22 protein-coding genes and 3 tRNA genes are annotated in these 21,687 nt (G+C 65.4%); 7 read left to right on the forward strand and 18 right to left on the reverse strand.

What is annotated here, in order from left to right:
- Positions 1-49: 49 nt before the first annotated feature.
- Entirely contained in the window at positions 50-1,045 is a 996-nt protein-coding gene (gene iolG / locus ASF65_RS12860; protein WP_055889856.1) for an inositol 2-dehydrogenase, read from the reverse strand.
- A gap of 230 nt (positions 1,046-1,275) precedes the next feature.
- Positions 1,276-1,350 (reverse strand) — tRNA-Gln (locus ASF65_RS12865).
- Between the two features lie 139 nt (positions 1,351-1,489).
- On the opposite strand from ASF65_RS12865, the gene ASF65_RS12870 reads away from it, so the two are divergent.
- A tRNA-Pro gene (locus tag ASF65_RS12870) sits at positions 1,490-1,566 on the forward strand.
- A gap of 401 nt (positions 1,567-1,967) precedes the next feature.
- Here the strand turns inward: ASF65_RS12870 and ade are convergent.
- Positions 1,968-3,674 (reverse strand): adenine deaminase, encoded by a 1,707-nt coding sequence (gene ade / locus ASF65_RS12875; protein WP_055889858.1) that lies wholly within the window; start codon positions 3,672-3,674, stop codon positions 1,968-1,970.
- Between the two features lie 141 nt (positions 3,675-3,815).
- Between ade and ASF65_RS12880 the strand changes: the two genes are divergently transcribed.
- Positions 3,816-3,888 (forward strand) — tRNA-Ile (locus ASF65_RS12880).
- 77 nt (positions 3,889-3,965) lie between these two features.
- On the opposite strand, the gene ASF65_RS12885 is transcribed toward ASF65_RS12880, so the two are convergent.
- The gene (locus ASF65_RS12885) at positions 3,966-4,310 is read right to left on the reverse strand and encodes a hypothetical protein (protein ID WP_055889861.1); all 345 of its coding nucleotides are present in this window, start codon (positions 4,308-4,310) and stop codon (positions 3,966-3,968) included.
- A gap of 19 nt (positions 4,311-4,329) precedes the next feature.
- Here ASF65_RS12885 and ASF65_RS12890 point away from each other — a divergent pair, with 19 nt between their 5' ends.
- The gene (locus ASF65_RS12890; protein ID WP_055889865.1) at positions 4,330-4,569 is read left to right on the forward strand and encodes a hypothetical protein; all 240 of its coding nucleotides are present in this window, start codon (positions 4,330-4,332) and stop codon (positions 4,567-4,569) included.
- 157 nt (positions 4,570-4,726) lie between these two features.
- Here the strand turns inward: ASF65_RS12890 and ASF65_RS12895 are convergent, their stop codons facing one another.
- The 4 genes from ASF65_RS12895 to ASF65_RS12910 form a co-directional block, all read right to left on the reverse strand.
- Entirely contained in the window at positions 4,727-5,143 is a 417-nt protein-coding gene (locus ASF65_RS12895) for a hypothetical protein (RefSeq protein WP_055889867.1), read from the reverse strand.
- A gap of 181 nt (positions 5,144-5,324) precedes the next feature.
- Positions 5,325-5,768, reverse strand: a complete 444-nt coding sequence (locus ASF65_RS12900) for a hypothetical protein (protein WP_055889869.1) — start codon at positions 5,766-5,768, stop codon at positions 5,325-5,327.
- Positions 5,768-6,310 carry a lysozyme gene (locus ASF65_RS12905; RefSeq protein ID WP_055889872.1) on the reverse strand — a complete coding sequence of 181 codons (543 nt, stop codon included), beginning with the start codon at positions 6,308-6,310 and terminating at the stop codon, positions 5,768-5,770. Before ASF65_RS12905 ends, ASF65_RS12900 begins: the two co-directional genes overlap by 1 nt.
- Positions 6,307-6,531: a hypothetical protein gene (locus ASF65_RS12910; protein WP_055889875.1), complete on the reverse strand. Its 225-nt coding sequence runs from the start codon at positions 6,529-6,531 to the stop codon at positions 6,307-6,309. Before ASF65_RS12910 ends, ASF65_RS12905 begins: the two co-directional genes overlap by 4 nt.
- Positions 6,532-6,737: 206 nt before the next feature.
- On the opposite strand from ASF65_RS12910, the gene ASF65_RS12915 reads away from it, so the two are divergent.
- The 4 genes from ASF65_RS12915 (at position 6,738) to ASF65_RS21475 (ending at position 9,554) form a co-directional block, all read left to right on the forward strand.
- Positions 6,738-6,947, forward strand: a complete 210-nt coding sequence (locus ASF65_RS12915) for a hypothetical protein (protein ID WP_055889879.1) — start codon at positions 6,738-6,740, stop codon at positions 6,945-6,947.
- A gap of 148 nt (positions 6,948-7,095) precedes the next feature.
- A complete protein-coding gene (locus tag ASF65_RS21470; protein ID WP_156369302.1) occupies positions 7,096-7,233 on the forward strand; it encodes a hypothetical protein in 138 nt (45 codons plus the stop codon).
- Between the two features lie 249 nt (positions 7,234-7,482).
- Positions 7,483-7,677 (forward strand): hypothetical protein, encoded by a 195-nt coding sequence (locus ASF65_RS12920; protein WP_055889882.1) that lies wholly within the window; start codon positions 7,483-7,485, stop codon positions 7,675-7,677.
- Positions 7,678-9,143: 1,466 nt separating this feature from the next.
- Positions 9,144-9,554 (forward strand): hypothetical protein, encoded by a 411-nt coding sequence (locus ASF65_RS21475; protein WP_156369303.1) that lies wholly within the window; start codon positions 9,144-9,146, stop codon positions 9,552-9,554.
- 90 nt (positions 9,555-9,644) lie between these two features.
- Here ASF65_RS21475 and ASF65_RS12930 read toward each other — a convergent pair whose 3' ends face one another.
- The 10 genes from ASF65_RS12930 to ASF65_RS12975 all read right to left on the reverse strand — a co-directional run bounded on the left by ASF65_RS12930 (position 9,645) and on the right by ASF65_RS12975 (position 21,652).
- Positions 9,645-10,907 (reverse strand): SGNH/GDSL hydrolase family protein, encoded by a 1,263-nt coding sequence (locus tag ASF65_RS12930; RefSeq protein ID WP_055889887.1) that lies wholly within the window; start codon positions 10,905-10,907, stop codon positions 9,645-9,647.
- A 139-nt stretch (positions 10,908-11,046) separates the two neighbouring features.
- Entirely contained in the window at positions 11,047-11,397 is a 351-nt protein-coding gene (locus tag ASF65_RS12935; protein ID WP_055889890.1) for a DUF1353 domain-containing protein, read from the reverse strand.
- On the reverse strand, positions 11,397-11,915 hold the full coding sequence (locus ASF65_RS12940) for a hypothetical protein (protein ID WP_055889893.1): 519 nt from the start codon (positions 11,913-11,915) through the stop codon (positions 11,397-11,399). The genes ASF65_RS12935 and ASF65_RS12940 overlap by 1 nt, the downstream gene beginning before the upstream one ends.
- Entirely contained in the window at positions 11,903-12,502 is a 600-nt protein-coding gene (locus ASF65_RS12945; RefSeq protein ID WP_055889896.1) for a DUF4376 domain-containing protein, read from the reverse strand. The genes ASF65_RS12940 and ASF65_RS12945 overlap by 13 nt, the downstream gene beginning before the upstream one ends.
- Positions 12,503-12,509: 7 nt before the next feature.
- Positions 12,510-13,196: a hypothetical protein gene (locus ASF65_RS12950; protein WP_055889898.1), complete on the reverse strand. Its 687-nt coding sequence runs from the start codon at positions 13,194-13,196 to the stop codon at positions 12,510-12,512.
- Positions 13,193-13,537 (reverse strand): hypothetical protein, encoded by a 345-nt coding sequence (locus tag ASF65_RS12955; RefSeq protein ID WP_055889901.1) that lies wholly within the window; start codon positions 13,535-13,537, stop codon positions 13,193-13,195. Before ASF65_RS12955 ends, ASF65_RS12950 begins: the two co-directional genes overlap by 4 nt.
- A 3-nt stretch (positions 13,538-13,540) precedes the next feature.
- Positions 13,541-13,969: a hypothetical protein gene (locus ASF65_RS12960; protein WP_055889904.1), complete on the reverse strand. Its 429-nt coding sequence runs from the start codon at positions 13,967-13,969 to the stop codon at positions 13,541-13,543.
- Positions 13,966-14,850: a hypothetical protein gene (locus ASF65_RS12965; protein ID WP_055889908.1), complete on the reverse strand. Its 885-nt coding sequence runs from the start codon at positions 14,848-14,850 to the stop codon at positions 13,966-13,968. Before ASF65_RS12965 ends, ASF65_RS12960 begins: the two co-directional genes overlap by 4 nt.
- Positions 14,847-16,385 (reverse strand): hypothetical protein, encoded by a 1,539-nt coding sequence (locus tag ASF65_RS12970; protein ID WP_055889910.1) that lies wholly within the window; start codon positions 16,383-16,385, stop codon positions 14,847-14,849. Before ASF65_RS12970 ends, ASF65_RS12965 begins: the two co-directional genes overlap by 4 nt.
- Positions 16,382-21,652: a D-alanyl-D-alanine carboxypeptidase family protein gene (locus tag ASF65_RS12975; RefSeq protein WP_055889913.1), complete on the reverse strand. Its 5,271-nt coding sequence runs from the start codon at positions 21,650-21,652 to the stop codon at positions 16,382-16,384. The genes ASF65_RS12970 and ASF65_RS12975 overlap by 4 nt, the downstream gene beginning before the upstream one ends.
- Between the last annotated feature and the right edge of the window lie 35 nt (positions 21,653-21,687).

Genomic DNA, 21,687 nt, shown 5'->3' on the forward strand with positions numbered 1-21,687 from the left:
GCGTGCGGCGAGATGCCCCTGTCGAAGTCGCCCGCGACGGGCGCGCGCCTCAGTGCGACGTCAGGTCGATGACCCGCCGCTCGGCGATCGAGCGGTTGCCGGCCTCGGCCAGTTCCAGCGCGCGTAGGCCGTCGCGGAAGGTGACGGCCGGCGGCTTGCCTGCCTTGAGGTTGGCGAAGAAGCTGTTCCACTGCGCCGCGTAGGCGTCGGCGTAGCGGTCGAGGAAGAAGGTCGAAAGCTCGGAACGGGCGTCGGTCGTGTCGGCGAGATTGACGCGGAGCTCGTCCCTCAGCGGGTTCTCCGCCCGCAGCGAGCCCTTCTCGCCGAACGCCTCGATCCGCTGGTCGTAGCCGTAGGCGCAGCGGCGCGAATTGAGGATCTGGCACTGGACGCCGGACGCCGTGCGCATGACGACGCTGACGCTGTCGTGGTCGCCCACCTCGCCGATCGCCGGGTCGACCAGCACCGAGCCCGTCGCGAAGACCTCGACCGGCTCCTCGCCCAGGATGAAACGGGCCATGTCGAAGTCGTGGATCGCCATGTCCTTCAGGATGCCGCCGGAGGTGGCGAGATAGCCGATCGGAGCCGGCGCCGGATCGCGGCTGATGATCGTGAGGTTCTCGATCTTGCCGATCGCGCGCTCGGCGAGGCGCTCGCGCAGCCGGGCGAAGGTCTTGTCGAAGCGGCGGTTGAAGCCGATCTGAACGCGGTCCGCGGCCGGCCCGATCTTGTCGAGGCATTCGAGCGCGCGGGCGACGGACAGGTCGATCGGCTTCTCGCAGAACACCTCCTTGCCGGCCGCGACGGCCTGGACGAGGTAGTCGACATGGGTGTCGGTGGGCGTGGCGATCGCGACGGCCTCGACGCTCGGGTCGGCCAGCGCCTCGGCGACGTCGCCATAGACGCGCCCGCCGAACCGGCCGGCCACGACCTCCGCCGACTCGCGTCGCAGATCATAGACGCCGGCGAGTTCCGCACCCGCGCCCTTGATGCCGCGGGCATGGACTTCCGCGATGCGACCGGCACCGAGCAAGGCAACACGCATGATCTGATTCTCTCGACTGGCCGACGCGTCGGCACGTTTCCACCCGCACGCCTCCCGGCGCGTCCGGCAAACGGTCTAGTGTCGAGCCGTTGGGCGCGCAATGGCCTGCGACGGCGTCCCGCAACGAAGAGAGTGTTTGCGGCCATTGGCGAAGCGGGCCGCGATCGCTTCCGCGGCGAAGGGCTGAGACATCGCGGACCGCGGTGGTTCTGTTCGGAGGAAAGGAAAGATGGCTGGGGCGCCTGGATTCGAACCAGGGGATGGCGGTACCAAAAACCGCTGCCTTACCGCTTGGCTACGCCCCAAAACCCGCCGACGGCGAGCGCCTCTATAGTCCGTCGCGCGCGGGCGTGCAAGGAAGAGGCTGTCGTTCGAAAGGCGATCAAAAGCGACGCGAATCCAGTTGCGCGCCGCCTCGCGGCCCGCTATAGACCCGCTCGGCCACGGAGTGTAGCGCAGCCTGGTAGCGCACCTCGTTCGGGACGAGGGGGTCGCAGGTTCAAATCCTGCCACTCCGACCAGCCAATCCGGAGCGTCTGAGGCTTTCCCGACAAGCCCTTCGAAGACGATCCCCACAAAGCTTCCCCATCAAGACGGCGTCGGTTCTCGCGGACGACAGGTTCGTGTGGCATCGCGACCACGGCCGATCGAGCAGCTGGCGCGTTCGACGGTGACGCGTGACGCCGGGCCTTCCGGACCGCCGTGGGCTGGCTTTCCACATTCGGGTCGAGCCTCCCCTCGCCCCGAAGCCGAGAGGCGCCGTGCGCGACGCAAGGGGGGCGACCGGGGATCGGCCTGGTCTTCGCCGGATCATGCGCCGCACGCCGCTCCTCCGGCCGGGCGTTCGCCAGGACAGCGCCTCCCCATCCGCACCCGTTCACGCCTTTCGAGGCGGCCGGCGGAACTGCGCCAGCCCCTCTGCTCAAGCCTCCACGAACGCGAATCGGTCGACGTCGAAGAGGCCGCGATCGGTGAGCTTGAGGTGCGGGATCACCGGGAGCGCCAGGAAGGCCAGCTGGAGAAAGGGCTCGGGCAGCGTGCAGCCGAGCGCGCGGGCGGCCCGGACGAGCGCCTCGAGTTCGTGGACGACGGTGTCGACCGGCTCGAGGCTCATCAACCCCGCCATCGGCAGCGCGAGGGCCGCCACGACGCGGCCTTCGTCGGCCACCGCGAAACCGCCGCCGCTCGCGATGACGCCATCGACCGCGGCCGCCATATCGCGCGCGTCGGTCCCGACCACCGTGATGTTGTGGCTGTCGTGGGCCACCGAGGAGGCGATGGCGCCACGCTTCAGCCCGAACCCATTGACGAAGCCGAGGCCGACATTGCCGTTGCGGCCATGGCGCTCGACCACGGCGAGCTTCAGGACGTCCTTGGCCAGATCGGGCTGCAATTCCCCGTCGGACACGCGAAGGACTGCTGCCCGCCGCGAAGTGAGGAGAAGGCCAGCCTTCACACCGATCACCGGCACCTCGGCCTCGAGCCCCGCGCCCGGCTGTCGGAACCGCTCCGGCGGGACCGGTTGCGCCTTCATCGAGCCGAGGCCGACAGGCGCGACCGCGGGGCGAGAATCGAACAGGGTCGGTTCCACCAGCCGCCCACCTGCCACGACGTCCGAAACGCGGCAGTCCGCGAGATCGTCGAGCAGCACGAGGTCGGCGCGCCAGCCCGGCGCGACCATGCCGCGATCGCTGAGGCCGAAGATCCGGGCCGCCGACAGCGAGGCGGCGCGGTAAACGTGATGGACCGGGCATCCCTTCGCGATCAGCCGCCGGATCATCGCATCGAGATGACCCTCCTCGACGATGTCGAGCGGGCTCCGGTCGTCGGTGCAGAGCGCGACGAAGGCGGAGGTATCGGCGGTGAGGATTCCGGCGAGCGCCTCGAGATCCTTGGAGGCCGATCCTTCGCGGATCAGGATGGCCATGCCCTTGCGCAGCTTTTCCATCGCCTCGTCGGCGCCGGTCGCCTCGTGGTCGGTGCGGATGCCGGCTGCGAGATAGCCGTTCAGCGCAGCGCCCCGCAGGAGCGGCGCGTGGCCGTCGATATGGCGCCCCTGGAAGGCTTCGAGCTTGGCGAGGATCCCGGGATCCTGCGTCAGAACGCCGGGATAGTTCATCATCTCGGCCAGCCCGTGGACCTTCGGATGGTCGAGGAAGGGCAGAAGATCATCGATCTCGAGGCGCGCCGCCGCGGTCTCGAACGGCGTCGCGGGCACGCAGGAGGACAGGTTGATGCGGATGTCCATGACGCTCGCCTCGGCGCAGGCGACGAAATAGGCGATTCCTTCCGCCCCGAGGACATTGGCGATCTCGTGCGGGTCGCAGAACACCGTGGTGACGCCGCGCGGCAGTACGAAGCGGTCGAACTCCAGCGGCGAGACGAGCGAGGACTCGATGTGCAGGTGGGTGTCGATGAAGCCGGGCACGACGAAGCGGCCCGCCGCTTCGACGACCCGTTCGCCCTCGAACCGACCGTGGGTGGCGACGATCCGGTCGCCGACGATGGCGATGTCGGTCTCGTCCACCGACCCGGTCACGAGATCGAGGAGCCGCGCGTTGCGGATCACGAGATCGGCGGGCCGCAGGCCCTGACCGGCGGAAATGCGGCGCGACAGATCGGATGCCATGCGTGTTCCTCGTCCCCGGCCGGACCACCCGACCGGGTTCCACCTCTAGCGGCCCGGGCGGATCGGCGAAATCCCCCGGCCGTGCGGCGAGGGCCGGCTTGAGAAGACACCGCCTTTGCGATAGGCCTGCGGCTCCGGGTCGGGCCTGTAGCTCAATGGTTAGAGCCGGCGGCTCATAACCGCTTGGTTGCAGGTTCGAGTCCTGCCGGGCCCACCCGGATCGTTATTTTACAGACGCTTGCAGACACGTTAGCCAAGGGCGTTAGCCAGCCTGTTAGCCACGGCCGGAAATCACATCGGCACGTCCTTCCAGACCGGCCGCCTAAGCACCTGGATCATCGTCAGCTTCCGCAGCACCTTCCCGTTCTTCTCGTGTGCCGGAAGGTCCTTCCCGACAACCTCGACGTAATCGCGCTTCCCGCAATCCTCGCACTTCAGACGCCGGCGTAGACTGTCCACCTCGACGTTCCCGAGGAGCATCCGCATGTCGGCCGGGCTGTAGTAGCGGGTGGTGCGGCAGAAGTTACATGCGACCTCGACGACCAGCCCGAGCCGTTGAGCGTCATCAAGAAACAGACCATGGTTGTCGCGCGGGGGCATCGAGAACGGATAGAGAACGTTCGGACGATTCGACAAGATCGAAAAGGGGACACCGATGCCGCATCTCTCCAAGCTGACACCGATCCATATCCGCGCGCTCGTGCGGCTCGACGACGGCCACGGCCACATGGACAGCGTGGGCCAGGAAGCCGAGCGACTATCGGATGCCGTGCTTGTGGCCTGCTACGAACTCTCGCGCATGGGTCTGGTCGAGGCATCGTCCGGCTGGCGCGGCACGGTCTGGTTTCGCCTGACCGCGCGAGGTCGGACCATCCGCGAAGTGGGGAGGACCTAAAGCATGAGCGACGACAACCCATGGCGCACCTTCCTCGCCCGTAGATCTCACGGCATCCGCAGCGTGCATGTACCGACGATCATCGCCGAAGAGAGGCGGTTGGAAGGATGGGAGCGCGCGGTGGACAACATCGCGCGCGAGATCGAGCGGCTCCGAGCTATCGAGGCGGCTGCAGGCTCGACCGGCGCTCCGGCCCCGACTGATCGAAGCGCTGCGTCAGAACAGCCACCTGAGTCGAGAGCGAACCCAGACCCTGATTGATCTCGGCCAGCCGAGCGCTGATGTTTGTCAGGCTCACGTCGACCCGAGCGTTGGTCGCCTTCAGCGCCTCTTCAGCTGCAGCGACGCGATACACGAGGTTCGGCATAGCAGCGGCGGCCGCCCCAACCTCGGCGAGTTTCGTATCGACGAGCTTCGTCCGCTCCTCACGGTAGGCGTCGAGGTACTCGACCTTGTTCTGCAGGCTGGTGTAGCCCGCGATCCCGCCGCCAGTGAGGATTGCACCAGTCAGCAGCACGGCAACGTTGTTGGTGATCCACCGCGTGAGCATGTCCGGCTCCTGGTTCTGGTTCATTCTCTGAATGCCTTTCGGGTATGCATGGATGCGTCAGGGCCCGACCTGAGACTGAATTTCCCCAACCGAGCGCGCGAGGGCCGAATGCCGGTCACGACAGGCGCCGAGCGCTTGCCGGTCCCTCCCCCACAGCCGCACGGTCTCGGCCGTCGTAAGATCGCGCTCGGGAAGCGCCACCGCTTCAGCGCATGACAGCAGGAGCGCCTGGGGGATCGTCGCGAGGCGTGGCACGACCGATACCGTCGAGCGCGTCACGCAGGCCGCGAGGAACGGCAGGGCGGCAAGCAACAGCGCCGCGGTCAGCGGCAGACGGGATCGAGACACGATTGGCCTCCTGGTCGAGGGCAGCTTCAAGGTTGGAAAGTTCCGCGAGGCGCTCGGCCTCGCGCTGGTGGAAATCGCGCTCGATCGCGTCGATGCGGGACTGCACAGCGCGGCGATCCGCTTCCGCCTTCGCCTCGGCCTCTCGCTGGCGAGCCTCCCAGATCCCGCGCTCGTGGACCGCGCCGGCCTCGCGCGCTGCAGGCAGCGACACGAGATCGGCGTAGAGCCCGGCCACGAGCCAGCCGAGGACGGTCCCGACGACCAAGACGATCGCGGCCTTAATCGCTTCGAGCGCGCCCATCAGCCGAGCCCCCGAAGGCACAGCGCGCGGTTGCTGATCAGGCCCGGCAGCCCGTTGACGCGGCGATTGGCGAGGCCCTTCACGACCTTGCCGCCGGCGAAGACCCATCGGCTCAACTCGTTGCAGGCGCCGCGCAGGTCGCCCGCCTTCACCTTGCGGATCAGAGACGAGCGGCACGCGGCGCCGGTGCCGGCGTTGTAGGCCCAGTCGTTGATCGCGACGTAGGTCTCGCCGGGGGCCATCAGCAGCTCGGGCGCACAGGAGAGCATCCGCGCCTCGTGCTCGAGAATTTGGCGGCGCAGGCGAACCTCGCAGCCGGCCTTCGTCTCGACCATACCGGGCTTCACGTCGTAGGTGTCGCCCTGGCAGATCGTCCACACCGGCGGCTGGGCGATCGTGTCGAGATAGGCCTTGTAGCTCGTGCCCTCCCAACCGGCGGTGTAGGTCGTGGCGAAGGTGAGAAGCGCGGCGCCGGCAGCGCCGCCGGCGAGGTAGCGGCTTTTCACACGGGCGACGCGCGCCCCCTTCCCCGCGGCGCTCACTGCTCGCCTCCTGACACTGCCGGCTGCACGAGCAAGCGTGCGACGAACGCGGCCGCCGAGCAGAGGCCGGACAGGACAGCGAAGGTGCGAGGCGGGAGCCCCATCCCTTCTTCGAAGGCAGGCAGCGCGACGTCCAGCGCGATTAGCGCGAAGGTCAGGGCGATGAACCGGACGGACCAGGCGCGCGATAGCACCCGGCGCCAGTTGGCGACGAGGGTCATGGAGATGCGTCCTTTCGGGAACGAAAAAGGCCGCCCCGAAGGACGGCCTTGGTGATGAATGCTGGCGGAGAGGCCCCCACCAGTTGAGGCAGGGGTGGCGGGAACCTACCCCACGTCGTGCAGCTTCAAAGTCGCCCAAAGCGGGTGCGCTGCATCCAAACGCTACACTCGTCCGTACCTTTGCCAACGAAACGTCGAGGTATGATATGGACGATTTGGTGCGACGTCTCGCCTTCGAGATCCAAGACGACCGTATGAGCCGGTTGCAGGCGCAGCGTATCGTCAGCGCGGTTCTCGCCGGCTTGGGCGACGGAGATCAGATCGGCAACGCGCTGGTTGTGCGATCTCTCGCCCCGCAGCCAGTAGCGTCAGGAACCGGCGGCTCTGAAGTCGACGCGACCCACGCTATCATTTGAGGTGGAGTTGACTCTGCCTTGGGGTACTGGCGGAGTTCCTCAATCGTGTCGATACCCTCCAGTCGCGACGCGAAGACCCGCTCGTCCGATATCTTGCGCCAAAGGTCGAGCGGGTCGCCTTTCTGAACCTCCATAGAAAGACGTTCTAGTGCTCTCCAGGCTTTGGGCGGATGCCAAGCTCGAAAGCGATCTTTTCGTCTATACCGTGCGCGAAACCATAGAGATTGCGAAGTTGCATGATGAGGTTCGCAGCTTCGAGAAACAGCTTCTTATCCTCGAGATGTGAGGTGGTTGCCGCACGGTACCAAAGCCGAGGCAAGACGTCGCGTTGGTCCGTATGTTCTATCATTACCGTAGATAGCACAGAAACGCACCCAGACCCTAAATTTCTTGGCTGCGTTGACAGTGCTCTCAATAAAGCGCGGCCTGTCGCCATTGCGTCGTGTTGCGTCTCCTACGGGCTCGACGCGAAGATCCGTCCGGCCCCGCTAAATCCGGGCGGATCGCCTTTATGTGCGGGATAAGAGGACTTGCTATGTCCGATGCTCGCTACGCAATCCGCCACTACGGTAGCGGCCTTTGGGACGTCATCGACCAACAGGCAGGCGATCTTCAGCCTCTCTCCGGTGAATACATGGCGAAGATGTCCCTCGAAGAATGCGAACGAGTCGTCAGGCTGATGAACGAGTTGGAGAAGCGGTTTCAGCCGGATGCCGGTCCCAGCTTTTGAGCTGGGGGTGGCGCGTCGAACGAGGACTTAGGTCAGCGCGGGGTTCTAGCTGTCATCATGCAATGCTAGGAGGCGGCATGCCCTGTCTTCAGCAGCTTGGCCGTCTAGCCTCCATTGGGGGCGTCTTCCTGATCCTGTACCTCTCGCTGGTGCCCGGCGAGGCTAGGCCACACGTGCTGCCCTCGGGCGGCCAAGAGCACTTTATCGCCTACCTCGGGGAAGCCCTGCTCGTAGCTTTTGCCCACTGGCGAACCCGCACTGTCGTTTGGTGGCATGCTGGCTTGTGCATCCTCGCCGGCGCCTGCGAGTTAGCTCAGAATTTCATCCCAGACCGGGGACCTGGGTGGACTGGGTTCATCGCTAGCAGCGTGGGTGTGGCTGTCGCTGTCGGGTTGTTCATGCTGGCAAAGCGAGTCTTCCGTTGAACGCGCAGGTGACCCCGCAGGGACAATCCAGCAAGGTGACGTTCTAAAACGTCTTTCCACGCATCCAAAGAGTTACCTCTGCTGCGGTATTGACGGCAGACCCTGGCGACCCGCGTTGTACCGCGGTGATCAATTGCTCCTCCGTCTGCAAATCGAGACACTCGAAGGTGGTCAGCCAGGGCCACCGGCGCATTGCATCTTTCAGGTAAAGTCGCTTACGGGCGGCACTTAAGATCGTGTCGTCTTCATTCGGAAGGAACATGGCGACCCCAACCGTTCGTAGAAAAGCTGAAGTGCCTCCGACCGATCGGTGGGTCATACCACGTTTCGAAAGCGTCTAACGTTAAAATTGTACTGCGTCATGAAATACGCGCCTCGGGTGAATGGGGGCATCTAGCATTCCGAAAGTCTGGACGCGAAGCCCCTTAAAAGACGGAATCGAGACCGCGTGGGTTGCCCTCAGATGAGGCGGGGGTTGCGGGTTCAGTGGCAGTTGTCGCCTATGCTTGCGCCAATTACGCTCCATTCGGATAGCGAGGCTACAGGCAATCAGCGATGGAAGAACGACACTATTGGAATACGCCTTCCCAACCTCATGTGCCTGATAAGTGCCCACGGTGTGGACGCGATACCTACCAATTCGCACCATTCTGCGAGTGCGGACTAGACCTTCGATACGGTTCACCAAAGCGCCCAACATTCGGCGTTTGTTCGTATTGCGAGTCCAAATCGCAATTCAGCAAGGAACATGCCTTCGGCGACTGGTTAGATCGTCGACATCCAAGACCAGACAATCGGACACACATACTAAGAAGACCTGAGGAGCACCGTTTTGGCGAGGAGGCAAAATGGCACGAGAACAAAACCGCTCGAAAAGGGACCGCCTACAACCTAACTGTCAACCACGTTTGTCCGAAGTGCAACCACGGCTGGATGAGCCGCCTTCAGAATGAAGCAAAGCCCCTAGTCTCGGTTCTTGCTGACGGGTTTTGGCCTAAATTCAGCGACGCACAGGCCACTACTCTTGCAAGATGGGCTACCATGGTGACCATCAACCTCGAGGTAGCCGGACACCTTGGAAACACGCCTCAGTTTGCGAGGAAAGTTTTGATGAACGGATTGATGCCAGAGGGCTGGTCTGTAGCAATAGGCAAAATGGACACCTGGAAGCACGGCGGCTGGAGCTACACGCGTATATTCGAATTCCCACTTGGCCTAGGTGAAGGTAGAAACCTTCGAGTGCAAGCATGCATTTTCTGCGTGGAACGCGTTGCTTTTCGTACCGTCAGTGCCAGCTCCGATAGACTACGCCAATTTACTAGGAGTTTTGCAGATTTTGACTCAGCAGAACTTCCAAGACTGATTTGGCCTAGTCAGTCCTCCCGCTCAGCAGGCAAGAAAAGACATTTCCATTTAGATGAATTGTATGCGCTACAGGACAGCATCGCCTGACGTTCAATCAGGGGATCAATAGCCATCACCAAACCCCAAGGAAGGGTTACCAAGATCTGCTCACCCCACCATTCGTAGCAGCGTGCTGGATCAAACAGGCATAGCCAAGGCGTTCTGCGCAGCCGCATAGGCCACGATCGCCTCGCCGCCAGTCTGGTTCGGGTGCTGCTGGGCGCCGGGGTTGCCGGCATCAGAAGCGTAGCCCGCCTTCCAAAGGTTCGGATCAGCGTCGAGCTGCGCGGGGATCGCGAACTCGACGACGCCTGCCAGGAGCGAGCTGAAGCCGCCCGCGCGCAGGTCCGCATTGAACGTTAGACGACGCCCGTCCTGCATCGCAGTCGGCACAGTCTGGTTGCTCTCGGTGATCGGCGCGGTCGCCGTCGTCGAGGGCGTGATCGTCGACTGGTAGATCCGCACGGTCGGCATGGCCGCCTTGAACGTGTTGAAAAGCGCCGTCAGGTTGGTCTTCAGCGTCGCGGCCGACGAGGTCGACGATAGGTCGTTGACGCCAAGATCGGAGAAGATGTCGGTGACGCCGAGAGCCTGCATCAGGGCGATCCGCTTGGCGTACTTGTCCTTGTTCGCCAGCGCCGAGGCGCCTGCGCGGCCGAGGTGGAGGACGCTGCCGACATCACGCTGCAGGACCAGTCCCGCCAGAACGCCGAGCGCCAGGCTCGGGGCGGTCGCATGGGAGTAGCCGCCGACGCCTTGCGACAGGCTGTCACCCGTCAGCGCGAATAGGCGGCGGGCTGCCGGCATATCGCCGATGACGCCTATCGCCGCCGCAGGCATCTGCTGCGAGGCATTCCCGATCGTGCCTGATACGGCCTTATCGACGAGATCGACGCCCTCTTCCATGTTCCCAACGTTGGCCGCGCGGAACGCGTCCGTATAGTACCAGAGCCCGCCGGTCGCGACCTTCCCGTTGGTCCGGATCCAGTAGAACCCGGCCGGAATCGTAAAGCCATCCGCCTTGGCCGACTTGGCGAGGATGGTCCCTGGCGACACGGTGACGGTCGCACCCATGTCGCGGATCGTACCGTCCGGCAGCTCGATTGCGCTGTGGTACGCCACCTCGTTCGGATAGTCATACTCGTTCCCCGAGTTGTAGTAGATGCCGGTGTAGGCGACCTCGGGGTTTGGGATCGGGACTGGCGTGTAGAACCGCTTGCGTGCGTTGAACGAGTTCTTCGACCCGTCCGAAGGCCGGATCTGGTTGCCCTGATCACCGCCGAAGCCGGCAAGGCGACGGATGGTCGAGCCCCCGCCACCCGCGCCAGGGGTGATGATGCCGGCGCCGATGTAGGCGGCCGCGTTGACCTTGTTCTGACGAACGCGAGATGACTGCGCCATAAGAGGCATCCCCTCATAAAAATGGCGCCCTCAGGCGCCGAATGGTTGTCATGTGTCTGTGGTCGTTTCGGGCTATGTCGCCATGCGGCTTACGCCTGAGGGTGCCGTGACACAGCGTCCGGCATCCTCACCCAGCTAGTCAGGACCAGCGGTAGAAAGCGACGGCCGAGACCATCGCGAGACGGCGAGCGGCGGACACCCCGTCCGCCTTCAGCGCCTCATTGAACGCCCCGGCCGCCGTGACGCGGTCGAAGCCTCGGCGCAGCAGCTCGTCATGCAGCGCTGCCGCTTTCAGGTATCGTGGGTCGTGCGGATCGAAGATCCAGCGGAGAGCCAACGGGATCGAGACGTCGAAGACCGTGACGTCTTCTACATGCTCCCAGTGATCTGAACCCTTGTGCCCCAGCTCCCAGCTGGTACGGCCATGCTGGCGATACCGGATGCCGTCGAGCCGCTCGAAGACGATCGGGGCGTCGGTATAGGCGCCCATCAGCCTCGAGGACGCCCTGCGAAGACGAAGAGGTGCGCCGTGAAGCCCGGCGGTTTGATCGGCACGGCGTCGGGCGTCGCCTTGCCGGCCTTGCCTGTCGTCTTCTGCGGCGACGAGGCGGTGAGCCCCGTCAGCAGCGGCAGGAGACCGGTCACCAGCCCGGCCTTCCCCGCCGTGGCCGTCGCCGTGTCGTCGATGTAGCTGTGGTCGTGCTCCGGCAGGTTGGCGAGGGTGAGTGTCACCTTGTCGGATCCGATGAGAGCACCCGCGGCACTGTCGAACCCGCTGGCGACCGTCGCCGTCCCGGCCGGCACCTTCACCAGCTTGAACGTCGAAGGCAGGGAGCCGGCCAGGAACCACCCCTGACCGGCCGCTTTGGCGACGAAGTCTGGATACATGGCGCGCTGATACTCGGTCTTGCCGTCGAGCCGCAGCCAGGCGGGGCCGATGTCATCGACGAGGGCGTGCCGCAGCAGCCCGATCGGCAAGGTGACGTTGCGCAGGTCTACTCCGGCCATAGCGAGTTCCCCGTGATGTCGGGGATCGTCTCCCCGGCCGCGATGCGGCGCTTGAGGTCGTTACCGGCGACGATCATCACGCCCTCGCGCGCCGCGACGGCGTTGCCGAAGGCGACCATCGTCTGCGCGTCCATCGGCACCCGGCTGTTGTCTGCGGCGATCCAGAAGAAGTCGACCGGCAGACCGTGCCAGCGCAGGTCGCCTTCCTGGACGCCGTTCATCAGCGCGGCCATCGCCGAGATGCGCGACCGGTCGATCCGCTCGCGGTCGAGGTCGGCCGTCTGGAAGAACTTGCCATCGAAGGTGATGCCGAGATCGATGCGCCGGTCGCGCTCTGCGTCGATCAGCTTCGGAACGTCAGCCGGGTCCGGGTCGCCCGCCTGGTCGATCGGCACGATGGCATAACCGTCGCCCCGCTTCACGACAGCCTGCGTCTTCGGGTCATAGGATCCGAACAGGACGAAGCCGAGCTCGCGCCGGCTGTCGGGCTGGTTGGCGAGGTCGGTGCGCGAGAAGCCGTCCTTCGTGTAGGCGACAGCTGGCAGCGGCTGCGGCGGGCCGTCGTTGCGGCGGTAGAGGTCGATCATGGCGTCCTCACTCGTAGGCGTAGAAGTCGATCGTCAGCGCGCCTGGCGCGCCCGATCCACCAGCTTGATCCGTGACGCCCCGCGAGTTCCCGCCGTTGCCGAACCCGCGCCCGCTTTCGCCGCTGCCATCGTTCGGCTGCGCGACGATCTCCAGCACCGTCAGGTTCTGTCCGAGGATCGGAGACGTTCCGCCGCCGGTGACGCCTGTGACAAGACCGGCATAGGCTTCCTTGAAGCCGGTCGCTGTCGGCGCAGCCGGAGTTGTGTCGCGAGAGCCTGCAGGGCCGCCTCGAGCCACGGCGACGTCGCCATTCGGGAACGTCGCCGAGACATTGCCTCCTTCGCGAGGCGTGGTCGTGCTGCCACCACCGCGAGGTCCGACGGAAATCTGGATCTGCTGACCCTTTCGAACCTCCAACCCAGTCGTTCGCCCAACGGCGCCGGACGCGCCGCCACGCTGGTTGGCGACGTTGGAGGCGCCGTTGCCGCCACCACCGGGAGCGATGGCCGTGACGTCGACCAGACCATCGGCTGGGGCCTGCCAGGTCGCCGTGACGCTCTCGACGTTCTGCCCCACGCTCTGGCTTTGCTGATTGGTCCAGAACCAGTGCTTGGCCGGCAGAAGACGGTTGGCCCCGAGCCGATCGCCCGATCGCATTACCGGGTTGCGCAGCCCGGTCCGAATCGACCTCATGCCGACGGCTCCTCGTAGACCTGCAACACGGTGGCGTAGATGTCGCCGGCCGCCGACGCCGAAACCTGGATGCTGTCGCCGGGATCAAGAATGAACTCGCGCGACAACGCGCCGTCGCGGCCCGGGCGAACCGTCGTGTTGACCGGCAGAATCGGCCGTTGCGCATTCGATGCGCTGCTGTCGATCCAGATGCACTGCGTGATGTCCGCGGCGTTCACTCCGTCGATGTTCACGAAGTCGAGGACATAGCTGCGGATCTTGGCGTCCGCGGCCGTGTTCGTGACGAGCGTCTGCAGCGAGGTCGTGAGGGACAGGCCTCCGACGGCTTTCGTATCGGGCATGGATCAGCCTCCAAAGGCGCGCGCGTAGGCGCGGGAATGGCGAGCGGCGGACGCCTGCTGCGCGACAACGCCATCCAGCGTCGACTGGACCTCGGCCAGTTGCTCGGTCACGTCGGCTGAGATTTCCGAGAGGTCGATCACGACGGCGCCTGTCTTGCCGTTGACGCTGGTCACAGGGCCCGTCTCGATCGCGGCGACCGCCGCCGAGAAGCGGTTGGCCTGCGTCGTGATCGCTGCAAGTGAATCGGTCGCAACGCGCACGACGCCGCGGCCAAAGCCGACCATGTCGCGCAGCGACTTGATGAACAGGCCGATCGCCGAGTTGCCGCCGCGCCCGAACCCGCCGGGGTTGGTCTGCGCGTCGAACGGGCGCTCGTTGTAGACGGTCGCCAGCCGGTTGGCCTCGGCTTCCTCTTCCGGTGTCAGGTTCACGGCATCAGTTCCTTGAGTTCGAACGCGATGGCCGCTCGCCCGTCGAAGGCGGCCACCTGCTCCCACGGGTTCAGCACGCGCAGCCGGGCGAGGAAGCTGAGGCGGGTCAGGTTCTGCGCGTCGTCGGGCCGGTGGATGTAGAAGATCTCGCCTTTGGTCCCGGCGCGTCGCTCAAGCTCGAGCCCGCGCTGAAGCGCTTCCTGGTCGGGCAGGAAGGGGAAGGCGATGTTGAAGACGCGGAACGGCTCGCGCTCGTCGAAGAACTCGGCGCCCGACAGCGCCTTCTCGATCGTGGTCTCGTCCTCGTAGCGCAGCGCCGCGCCATAGGCCGGGTTGCGCGAGGGCTGCCAGCCAGTCGCCATCCAGAGCCGGCCGATGTCGATGTGCCCGGCCGGGTTTCCGTCGTCGATAATCTCGATCCGCCAGTGCGGCGCGAAGGACGGCTCCGGCAGGACGTGAATGGCGTTCTGCGTGAAGCCTTCGATGTCGGCGGTCAGCGGCTTGCCGTCCCACCAGTTCTCCGCCTCCGACGGCAGATCCTCGGTGTAGGCGAGCGTCGGATAGGCGTCGAACTCGGCGCGGTACGACGGCGAGAAGTAAGACCCGTCCTCGTACCAGGCCGTCACCCGGAGCCGTGCCGTCACCGACAGGTTGTGGTTGACGAGGACGATGGCGCGGATCTCGCCGAAGGCGGAGAAGTCGACGTCGAACTGCGTATCCGTCGGGCGGGTGCTGGCCGAGCGCGCCACCTCGGAAAGTTCGCGCTCCTGAAGGTTCGTCAGCGGCAGAACCCAGCTGCCGCCCGACAGCGTCGCGCCGGGCCGCGAGCCCCGCGGCTGGTCGCTGAGGTTGGGGTGCAGGAACAGGCAGTGCGCCGTCATCCGATCGCCTCGATGCGTGTCAGGTTGTTCGCGAAGGTTTGGACGAGACCGACGATGCGCAACGCACGCCCCTCGCCCATGCCGAACCGGTCGACCCGCAGCGTCATCGCGTCGCCGACGTCGAGAGTCGTCGCCTTGCCACTCGACACCATGACCGCAAAAAGGTCGCGCCGAGTGCCGTAAATCGCGAGCAGCCGCTCGGCCTCGGCGCGGGCGTCCGCTTCTGTCGTCAGACTGGTGTCGAACACCAGCTCCGGCCCCTTCGGGTGCTGGACCTTGTTTGTGGCGCTCTCGACTTTCACCTGCCGCCACTCTTCCTTGGCGAACGAGCGATAGGCGTCAGTGGCAGCCACATCCTTCAGATCTTCGTCGGACAGCGTCGTGTAGGCGCGGGCGTAGCGCACCGTTACCGAACGCGCCGGCACCCCGGCCCCGTCGTCCTGCGTCGCCTCGCGGGCGAAGCCCTGTCCCTGGTCGAGGATGACGGACCGCCCGATCGTCACCTCGCCGCCGTCGGCGGCCAGATCGAATCGTCCGACCCGGATCTGCCCGAGCCGGTCGTCGGTGAGATACCCGCCGACCGAGTTCAGGACCGACATGGCAGCGGAAAGCACCGTCGTCTCGCCCTGCGCGATCCACAGGCCGCACTCGGCAGGGTTTGCCTCGTGCAGCAAGTCGAAGTCCTCTTCGGCCACCGGCATCAGGTCGCCAATCATCCGGCGCACGAGACGCGCGGCCGAGCGATCCGCCACGGCCGCGCCCTCGGCGGCATCGACAGTCAGCGAACCGTCCGGACGCACCTGCGTCCGCACGAGGCCGAGGGCGAGGCAGGTCGCGAACTGTCCGCCGGTCATCATCGCCGCCTTGAGCGCCGCGAGCGTCGGATAGTCCTGCGTCGCCGTCAGTGCGACGCCGCTGTCGCGAACCGCCGTGATCGCCGCCAGCGCGTTGCTCGACACCTGGTAGACGTTGTCGAACTGATCGACCGTGAGCGCCGGAATGTTGCGCGCCGATCCGAAGAGCAGCGGCTTTTTCACGTCCCGAAGATCGACGTTACCCTCGGCGACCGACAGGCCACCGCTCGTCGTCGTACCGAGGTAAGCGAGCGGCTGGATCGCCTCGCGCAAAAGAACAAGGCGGCCAAGGATCGAGATCGATACGAGCCGGCCCGGGAACTCCGCCTGCTCCGTCGATCCAGCGAGAAGGACCTGCCGCGTGGACCAGGGCGAGAACCGATCGGGCAGCCCCCACAGCGTGAAGGGCCGACCATCGAAGGCAAGCTCGAGCAGCCAGTCGAGCTTGCCATCGGCGTTGACGATCGTGATCTCGCCGGCCCCGACGGCACTCTCGCCACGCGTGCGACCGCGGGAGAACAGGAACCGGTCGTACTGGCCGGGCCCTTGCAGCCGTCCGACGAACTGCGCGTTCGGGGGATCGTCGCCGGGCGCCGTGGTGTAGCCGTGCGAACCGAAGCGCAGGACAACGGTCTCGCCGGTCGCCTTGTCGATCGGGCGGAACTCGACGAGATAGATCATGCTGCGCGAGCCCGAATCTGATCGCGGCGCGACGCCATCGCCATGTCCTCGGTCGCACGGTTGCCCCGCTCGGTCGCCTGGACGTTCTGCGCGAGACCCTGCCCCGTCGTGGCGATCTGCTGACGCAATAGCCGGTTGGCTTCCTTCAGTTCGGCGATCAGCGCGCGGCTATCGCTGCCCGTGGGCGTCACGGACGGCATTTGCACCGGATCGACGTTGGGAAGCCGGGTCGCTCCGGAGTTCATCGCCTCCAACTGCGGACGCCAGCGTCGGGTCGCTTCGGCATGCGCCACGAACTCCTGACCGTGCACGACTCCCGCAACCGCGTTTTTCGCCATGTCGCCGGTCCAGCCGCCGGTGGCGAAACCCTTCGGCGCATAGGCCGCACTCCACTTGTCGATGATCGGGCGAATGATCGCCTGCATCGAAGGCGTCTGCGAAGCGACCCAGTCGAGGAACTGGCCGCTGCCGAAGTTGCCGGAGTAGTCGATTCCCTTGGCGTTGAGGTCGGACCAGATCGCCTTGTTCTGGTCGGCCATCACACCCCAGGAGCGGGTCGAGTTCAGCCCCTTTTGTGCTGCCAGGAAGTCGGACATGGCCTTCGCGATCTCGATGTTCGATCCGGCGATATCCTCGAGCCACGCCGCTTGGCCACGCATCAAGTCGATCTGGCTCGTCGCCTTCACGTCCGTCGACTTCAGCGAGGCGTTCACGCTGTCGAAGATCGCGGTGTAGTCGGCGCTCGACGCGAAGTAGTCCTTGGCCTCGGCGAGATAGTCCTGCGCGGCGCCGGTCAGCCCGGCCATCGCTTCCTTGTCACCGCCGTTCGCCTTGGCGAGCGTCTCCTCATAGACCCGGCGCGCCTCGGCGACCTGGTCCTTCTGCGACAGGGTCGATTCGTCGCCTAGCTTCATGTCGTCGAGGAACGAGCGGATCCCGTCACGATAGCTGAGGACCGCCGAGTAGACGCTTTCGAGCTGCGAGCGAGAGGCCTCGTAGGACGCAAGCGCTGCCGACTGCGCAGCCTTTGCCGCCTCGGCCGCCGTGCGCGATGCCCCGGTGAAGGCATGGACGACGCCTGAGAGTTCGGGGAACGCTTTGATCAGGTCGTCGAACGCCGAGCCGACGAGTTCGGACCCGTCGACCAGATCCTGGCTCGCGAGCTTGAACCAGCGCGACACGATCTCCGGGTCGACGCCGAGCAACTCGGCATCGTTCAGCGCTGTGTCGCGAGAGGCGATGAGGTCCTTGACGTCGTTCAGATAGCCGACGCCCGATAGGTCGTTGATCTGCGCCTGAAAGCCGTCCGTGAACGTCTCGCCCATCTTGGCGATGGCCTGTTTCAGTCGGTCATCGATGTCGGCCGCTGCCGCCTCGGCCGTCCAGCCGAGATCGGTCAGCACCTTCTGCAACCCGGCAGCCGTGCCGCGGAAGCCGTCGAGGCTCTTCTCGACGTCGGAGGTTGTCGCAGCGGTGTAGAGCAGCGATAGGGCATATTCGCCTGCCGCCACCTTGGCCTCGGCGATCGCCTTGTTCCGCGTCTCCTCCATGGCTTTGGACGCCTCGGTCCAAGCGCCATTCACACCGACGCCGATGTCGTCGGATCCGAACGCGATCGACACGTCGTCGATCATGTCCTTGATCTGCTTTTTCAGGTCCTTGGTTGCCGCGCGGCCCTTGGCGAAGGCACCACCGAGGCCCTCGCCCGAGGACAGATCCTCGACCATGTCGGTGAAGCCCTCGCGGAACTCCTCCTGCATTTCCATGAACCGGGTCCACATCTTGGTCCCAGTTGAGGCGAACTGCGCCGACGAGTTGCCCTGGCCGTACTTCCAAGCGTCGCCGCCTACTTTCCGGAACTGCGCGAAGGCTCCTTCCTGTTCGGTGATCCACTGGCGCAGCTGGCCGTTGCCGTCGCCCGAGAGCGACTTGTCGAAGGCCTCGTACTGCGGACGAAGCTCCTCCCACTTTGCGGCCTTGTCCCGGTGCGCTTGCTCGCGCTGCTTCCGCGCGCCGAGGATGCCACCGAGGATGCCAAGCGCAGCGCCGCCAACGACACCGAGCGCAGCGCCCGCGCCAGCGCCAACACCAAGGAACGACGAGATCGCCCCGCCTGCCTGATACCCGCCGAGTGCGCCTGACACGCCGCCGGAGAGCGGCGAGCCGGACTGATAGCCCGCACCGAAAGCTCCCGCGCCAGCGCCGAGCACCTCGAGGCCGGCAAGCGCCCGCGGGCTGAAGAAACCGCCCGCGTTCTCAGTAGACGGACCAGTAGAGCGCTGCGGCTGCGCAACGCTAGCGTCCCGACTGTAATCCTTCATGCCATCGGAAACGCCACGCGCGACGATGCGCTGGTCGTTATAGGCGGCCGATGCCGACTTCGCTCCACCTCGCGCGCCGGCAAGCTCGATGTGCCAGTTCTCGTTCCCGAGCGGAAATGCGAGGCCGTACTTCCCGGCATTCGCGTGGATCCATTGGCGTGCTGCCGTCGAGCCATAGCCCAGATCGGCGGCCATGCCTTTGTTGTGCTGAGAGTTGCCCGGGGGCGCGACCCATTTGCGCGCGGCCGCGACCGATCCATACTTCTTCAGCGCGGCATCGAAGAGTTCAGCTTGGCGTGCAACCGAGCGGAACCCCGAGTTGATGGTGATGGCCGACTGGACTGCAGCGGGGGCCGCATCCAGCATGTTCGTCAGCGCCGTAGCGAACCGGTCGTTAAGGCCCGTGATGTGCCCCTGGCTCTTACCTGCGCCAAGCAGCGAAGACAGAAGGTTCGACGAAACAGCTTTGGTGACACCTTGCGCCAAGGCCGCCGACTGCGAGCGCATGGCGGGCGTGGGCGCCGGCAGCGCGTATTTCTCGGCATAAGGATAGCTCGCCGCCTGAACGACCGGGCGCGGTGTCGGGGTCGGCACGCGGGCGTCACCAACGGCCGACACGATCGCCCCAACGATACCGCTGCCCTGCGAGGTAGCGCTGCTCTGCCCGGTGCCGAACAGGTTGCCGAACAGCTTCTGTGCGCCCATGCTCGCGAACTGACGCCCAAGGTCGGCCGCGAACCCCATCAGGTTCTGCATGAGATCGCCGCCCTGCGTCAGGGCATCGATCAGGCCCCCGAACGCGTCCTCAGCGATCTCGCCGGTCTTGCGCATCTCGTCCTGCGTCTGGCGGAGCGCATCGTTGTACCGCATCTCGCCAGCGAGCCTCTGGCCATCGAAGGACTCGTAGTCGATGCCCAGCCCGTGAATACTTTCACGCACCCGCTGCTCGGCATCCGACAGGCCGATGATGGAGCGTTCGAACGCGAGGTCGTCGAACATCTCGCCGAGGCGCTTGGCCTGCTCCTGCGCCTCCTGCATCGCCTTGAACTCCGTCGTCAGCGCCCCGACTTCCCCTGCGGCACGTTGGATTGCCTCGATCTCGTCGTCGGAGACCACCTTCCCGGCTGATGCGGCCGCCTGACGCGCAGCCGCCAGCGCCTGGAACTCGAACCGCAGCGCGGCCGCCTCGCCTTCGCTGCGGCCAAGGATGTCGATCTCCATGCGCTGTGCGGCAACTGTCTGATCGATCCCGGCGATGCGCGAGCGAGTTGCCTCGGCATAGCGCTGCGCCTCGTCGGTTGCGCGCTTCGCTGCGGATTCGGCTTCCTTGGCAGCCTCTTGGTCGCGATCGAACGCCGCCTGGCGCCCGGCATTGCCGATCGACTGCTGACGCCATTGGTCGAGAGCGGCCAACGCCTCGGCGTTCCCGTTGTACTGCGCCCGAAGCTTGGCGTACTCCTGTTCAACGGCAGCAACGGCCTTCGCCTCTTCGCCAAGACCGATCGATGCACCTTCGGCGCGTGCTGCGTTGAGGAGATCCAAGGCGCCGGCGGCATCCGCCGCCAAAGCTTTCTGCTTCTGAAAACGCGCCACCATCTCGTCGCCATCGGCTCGCCCAATGCTGGCGGCCTCGGCAAAGGCGTCGTTGATGCGCTGCGCCTCGGTCCGCAGATCCGGGATCAGACCGCGAAGTTCATCCATCGCGCGACGATAGCGGACGAGCGCCTCAGCCGACCCGTCGACGACAGCCGTTGTCCCGGCAATCTCCTGCTGAAGAGGAATGAGCCCCTGTGCCCACTGCCGGTTCGCCTTGATGACCTCCTTCACCTCACCGGTAAGGCGTTCAGCGGGGATCCGTGCCAGCGCTGCCTCGAACTCGGCGAAGGCAGGCGGGCCGTCCTTCGCCGACTGCATCAGATCGGCAAACGCTTTCCGCAAGTCGGCATACTGCGGCTGCGCCCGGAAGCGATAGTTGTCTCGCCCGGCGAATTGCGATTCACCCTGAGACTGGATTGCCTCGCGAGCCCGCTTTAAGCTCTCGTTCGTGACGTCCTGCGTCGACAGTCGCACGGCATCCTGGCTGCGCTTCGCATAGTCGCCAGCAGCTTCCCCGGCGAGACCGTAAGCGTCGCGCAAATCGCGAACGGCATCGGCCTGCGCCTTGATGACGTCCTCAATCGGCTTGATGTCTTGGCGCGCCACCAGAGCGAAAGCGCCCGCCGCAGCGGTGAGACCGCCGATGGCCAGACCGGCAGGGCCGAGCCCGATGGCAAAGCTGCCGATGCTGGACACAATAGCAGAGATTGAGCCACGCACGCCTCCGGGACCGTCACCGAGCGCCTGGATAACTTGGCCGCCCTGCGTCGCCATGACTTGGAACGGCGAGGAACCGGAGAGCAGCATGGTCGCGGCATCATTCACCTGATAGCCGAGATTTCTGACCTGCTCGGACGTCAGCTTGACCTTCGCGCCGGCATCGTTCGCAACGTTGCTGAACTTCGCCATCCGGTCATTCACGACGGCGGTGAAGCGACCGTAGTCCTCCTGCGAGATCGCCCCCGCTTCGACGAGCGCGTTGAGCTGCTCCTGTTTGCGAGCGAGATCGGCCGTTGCGCGAGCAACAGGGTCCAGCGCCCCCGTAACCTTGCGCGCTTCGTCTGCGATCTTCTGAAGAGCCCGAGCGTTCTGCTCGAAGGAGATCGTCACCTCCTTCGAGGCCCCCTTGTCGGTCATGGAAGCGCGTGCCGCCTCGACCGCCTTTCGGGCGTTCTCCTGATCCTTCGCAACCTGGGCAAGCGCCGCCTGCGTTGCCTTCGAAAACGCCGGCAGAGCGCCACTGGCCTTTCTCGCCTCAGCCTGAAGCTTGGCGAGTGCGGCAGCGGTTTCCTCGACGCCTTCTTCGCTCGCTACGAACTTCGCAGTGGTGACGATGGTTTGACCGGCCATGATGGCTCCGATACGGCCCGATGAGGCCGGCACTT

The sequence above is a fragment of the Aureimonas sp. Leaf324 genome (assembly GCF_001423245.1).
Lineage (GTDB): Bacteria > Pseudomonadota > Alphaproteobacteria > Rhizobiales > Rhizobiaceae > Aureimonas.

What these genes read in the sequence shown, in the direction of transcription:
- ASF65_RS12965 (WP_055889908.1), bottom strand. Translation starts at nt 14,850, where the DNA reads ATGACGGCGCACTGCCTGTTCCTGCACCCCAACCTCAGCGACCAGCCG.
- ASF65_RS12890 (WP_055889865.1), top strand. Translation starts at nt 4,330, where the DNA reads ATGCCGCATCTCTCCAAGCTGACACCGATCCATATCCGCGCGCTCGTG.
- ASF65_RS12895 (WP_055889867.1), bottom strand. Translation starts at nt 5,143, where the DNA reads ATGAACCAGAACCAGGAGCCGGACATGCTCACGCGGTGGATCACCAAC.
- ASF65_RS12945 (WP_055889896.1), bottom strand. Translation starts at nt 12,502, where the DNA reads ATGATCGACCTCTACCGCCGCAACGACGGCCCGCCGCAGCCGCTGCCA.
- ASF65_RS12950 (WP_055889898.1), bottom strand. Translation starts at nt 13,196, where the DNA reads ATGAGGTCGATTCGGACCGGGCTGCGCAACCCGGTAATGCGATCGGGC.
- ASF65_RS12975 (WP_055889913.1), bottom strand. Translation starts at nt 21,652, where the DNA reads ATGGCCGGTCAAACCATCGTCACCACTGCGAAGTTCGTAGCGAGCGAA.
- ASF65_RS21475 (WP_156369303.1), top strand. Translation starts at nt 9,144, where the DNA reads ATGGTGACCATCAACCTCGAGGTAGCCGGACACCTTGGAAACACGCCT.
- ASF65_RS12920 (WP_055889882.1), top strand. Translation starts at nt 7,483, where the DNA reads ATGTCCGATGCTCGCTACGCAATCCGCCACTACGGTAGCGGCCTTTGG.
- ASF65_RS12955 (WP_055889901.1), bottom strand. Translation starts at nt 13,537, where the DNA reads ATGCCCGATACGAAAGCCGTCGGAGGCCTGTCCCTCACGACCTCGCTG.
- ASF65_RS12915 (WP_055889879.1), top strand. Translation starts at nt 6,738, where the DNA reads ATGGACGATTTGGTGCGACGTCTCGCCTTCGAGATCCAAGACGACCGT.
- iolG (WP_055889856.1), bottom strand. Translation starts at nt 1,045, where the DNA reads ATGCGTGTTGCCTTGCTCGGTGCCGGTCGCATCGCGGAAGTCCATGCC.
- ASF65_RS12930 (WP_055889887.1), bottom strand. Translation starts at nt 10,907, where the DNA reads ATGGCGCAGTCATCTCGCGTTCGTCAGAACAAGGTCAACGCGGCCGCC.
- ASF65_RS12900 (WP_055889869.1), bottom strand. Translation starts at nt 5,768, where the DNA reads ATGGGCGCGCTCGAAGCGATTAAGGCCGCGATCGTCTTGGTCGTCGGG.
- ade (WP_055889858.1), bottom strand. Translation starts at nt 3,674, where the DNA reads ATGGCATCCGATCTGTCGCGCCGCATTTCCGCCGGTCAGGGCCTGCGG.
- ASF65_RS12935 (WP_055889890.1), bottom strand. Translation starts at nt 11,397, where the DNA reads ATGGGCGCCTATACCGACGCCCCGATCGTCTTCGAGCGGCTCGACGGC.
- ASF65_RS12940 (WP_055889893.1), bottom strand. Translation starts at nt 11,915, where the DNA reads ATGGCCGGAGTAGACCTGCGCAACGTCACCTTGCCGATCGGGCTGCTG.
- ASF65_RS12910 (WP_055889875.1), bottom strand. Translation starts at nt 6,531, where the DNA reads ATGACCCTCGTCGCCAACTGGCGCCGGGTGCTATCGCGCGCCTGGTCC.
- ASF65_RS12970 (WP_055889910.1), bottom strand. Translation starts at nt 16,385, where the DNA reads ATGATCTATCTCGTCGAGTTCCGCCCGATCGACAAGGCGACCGGCGAG.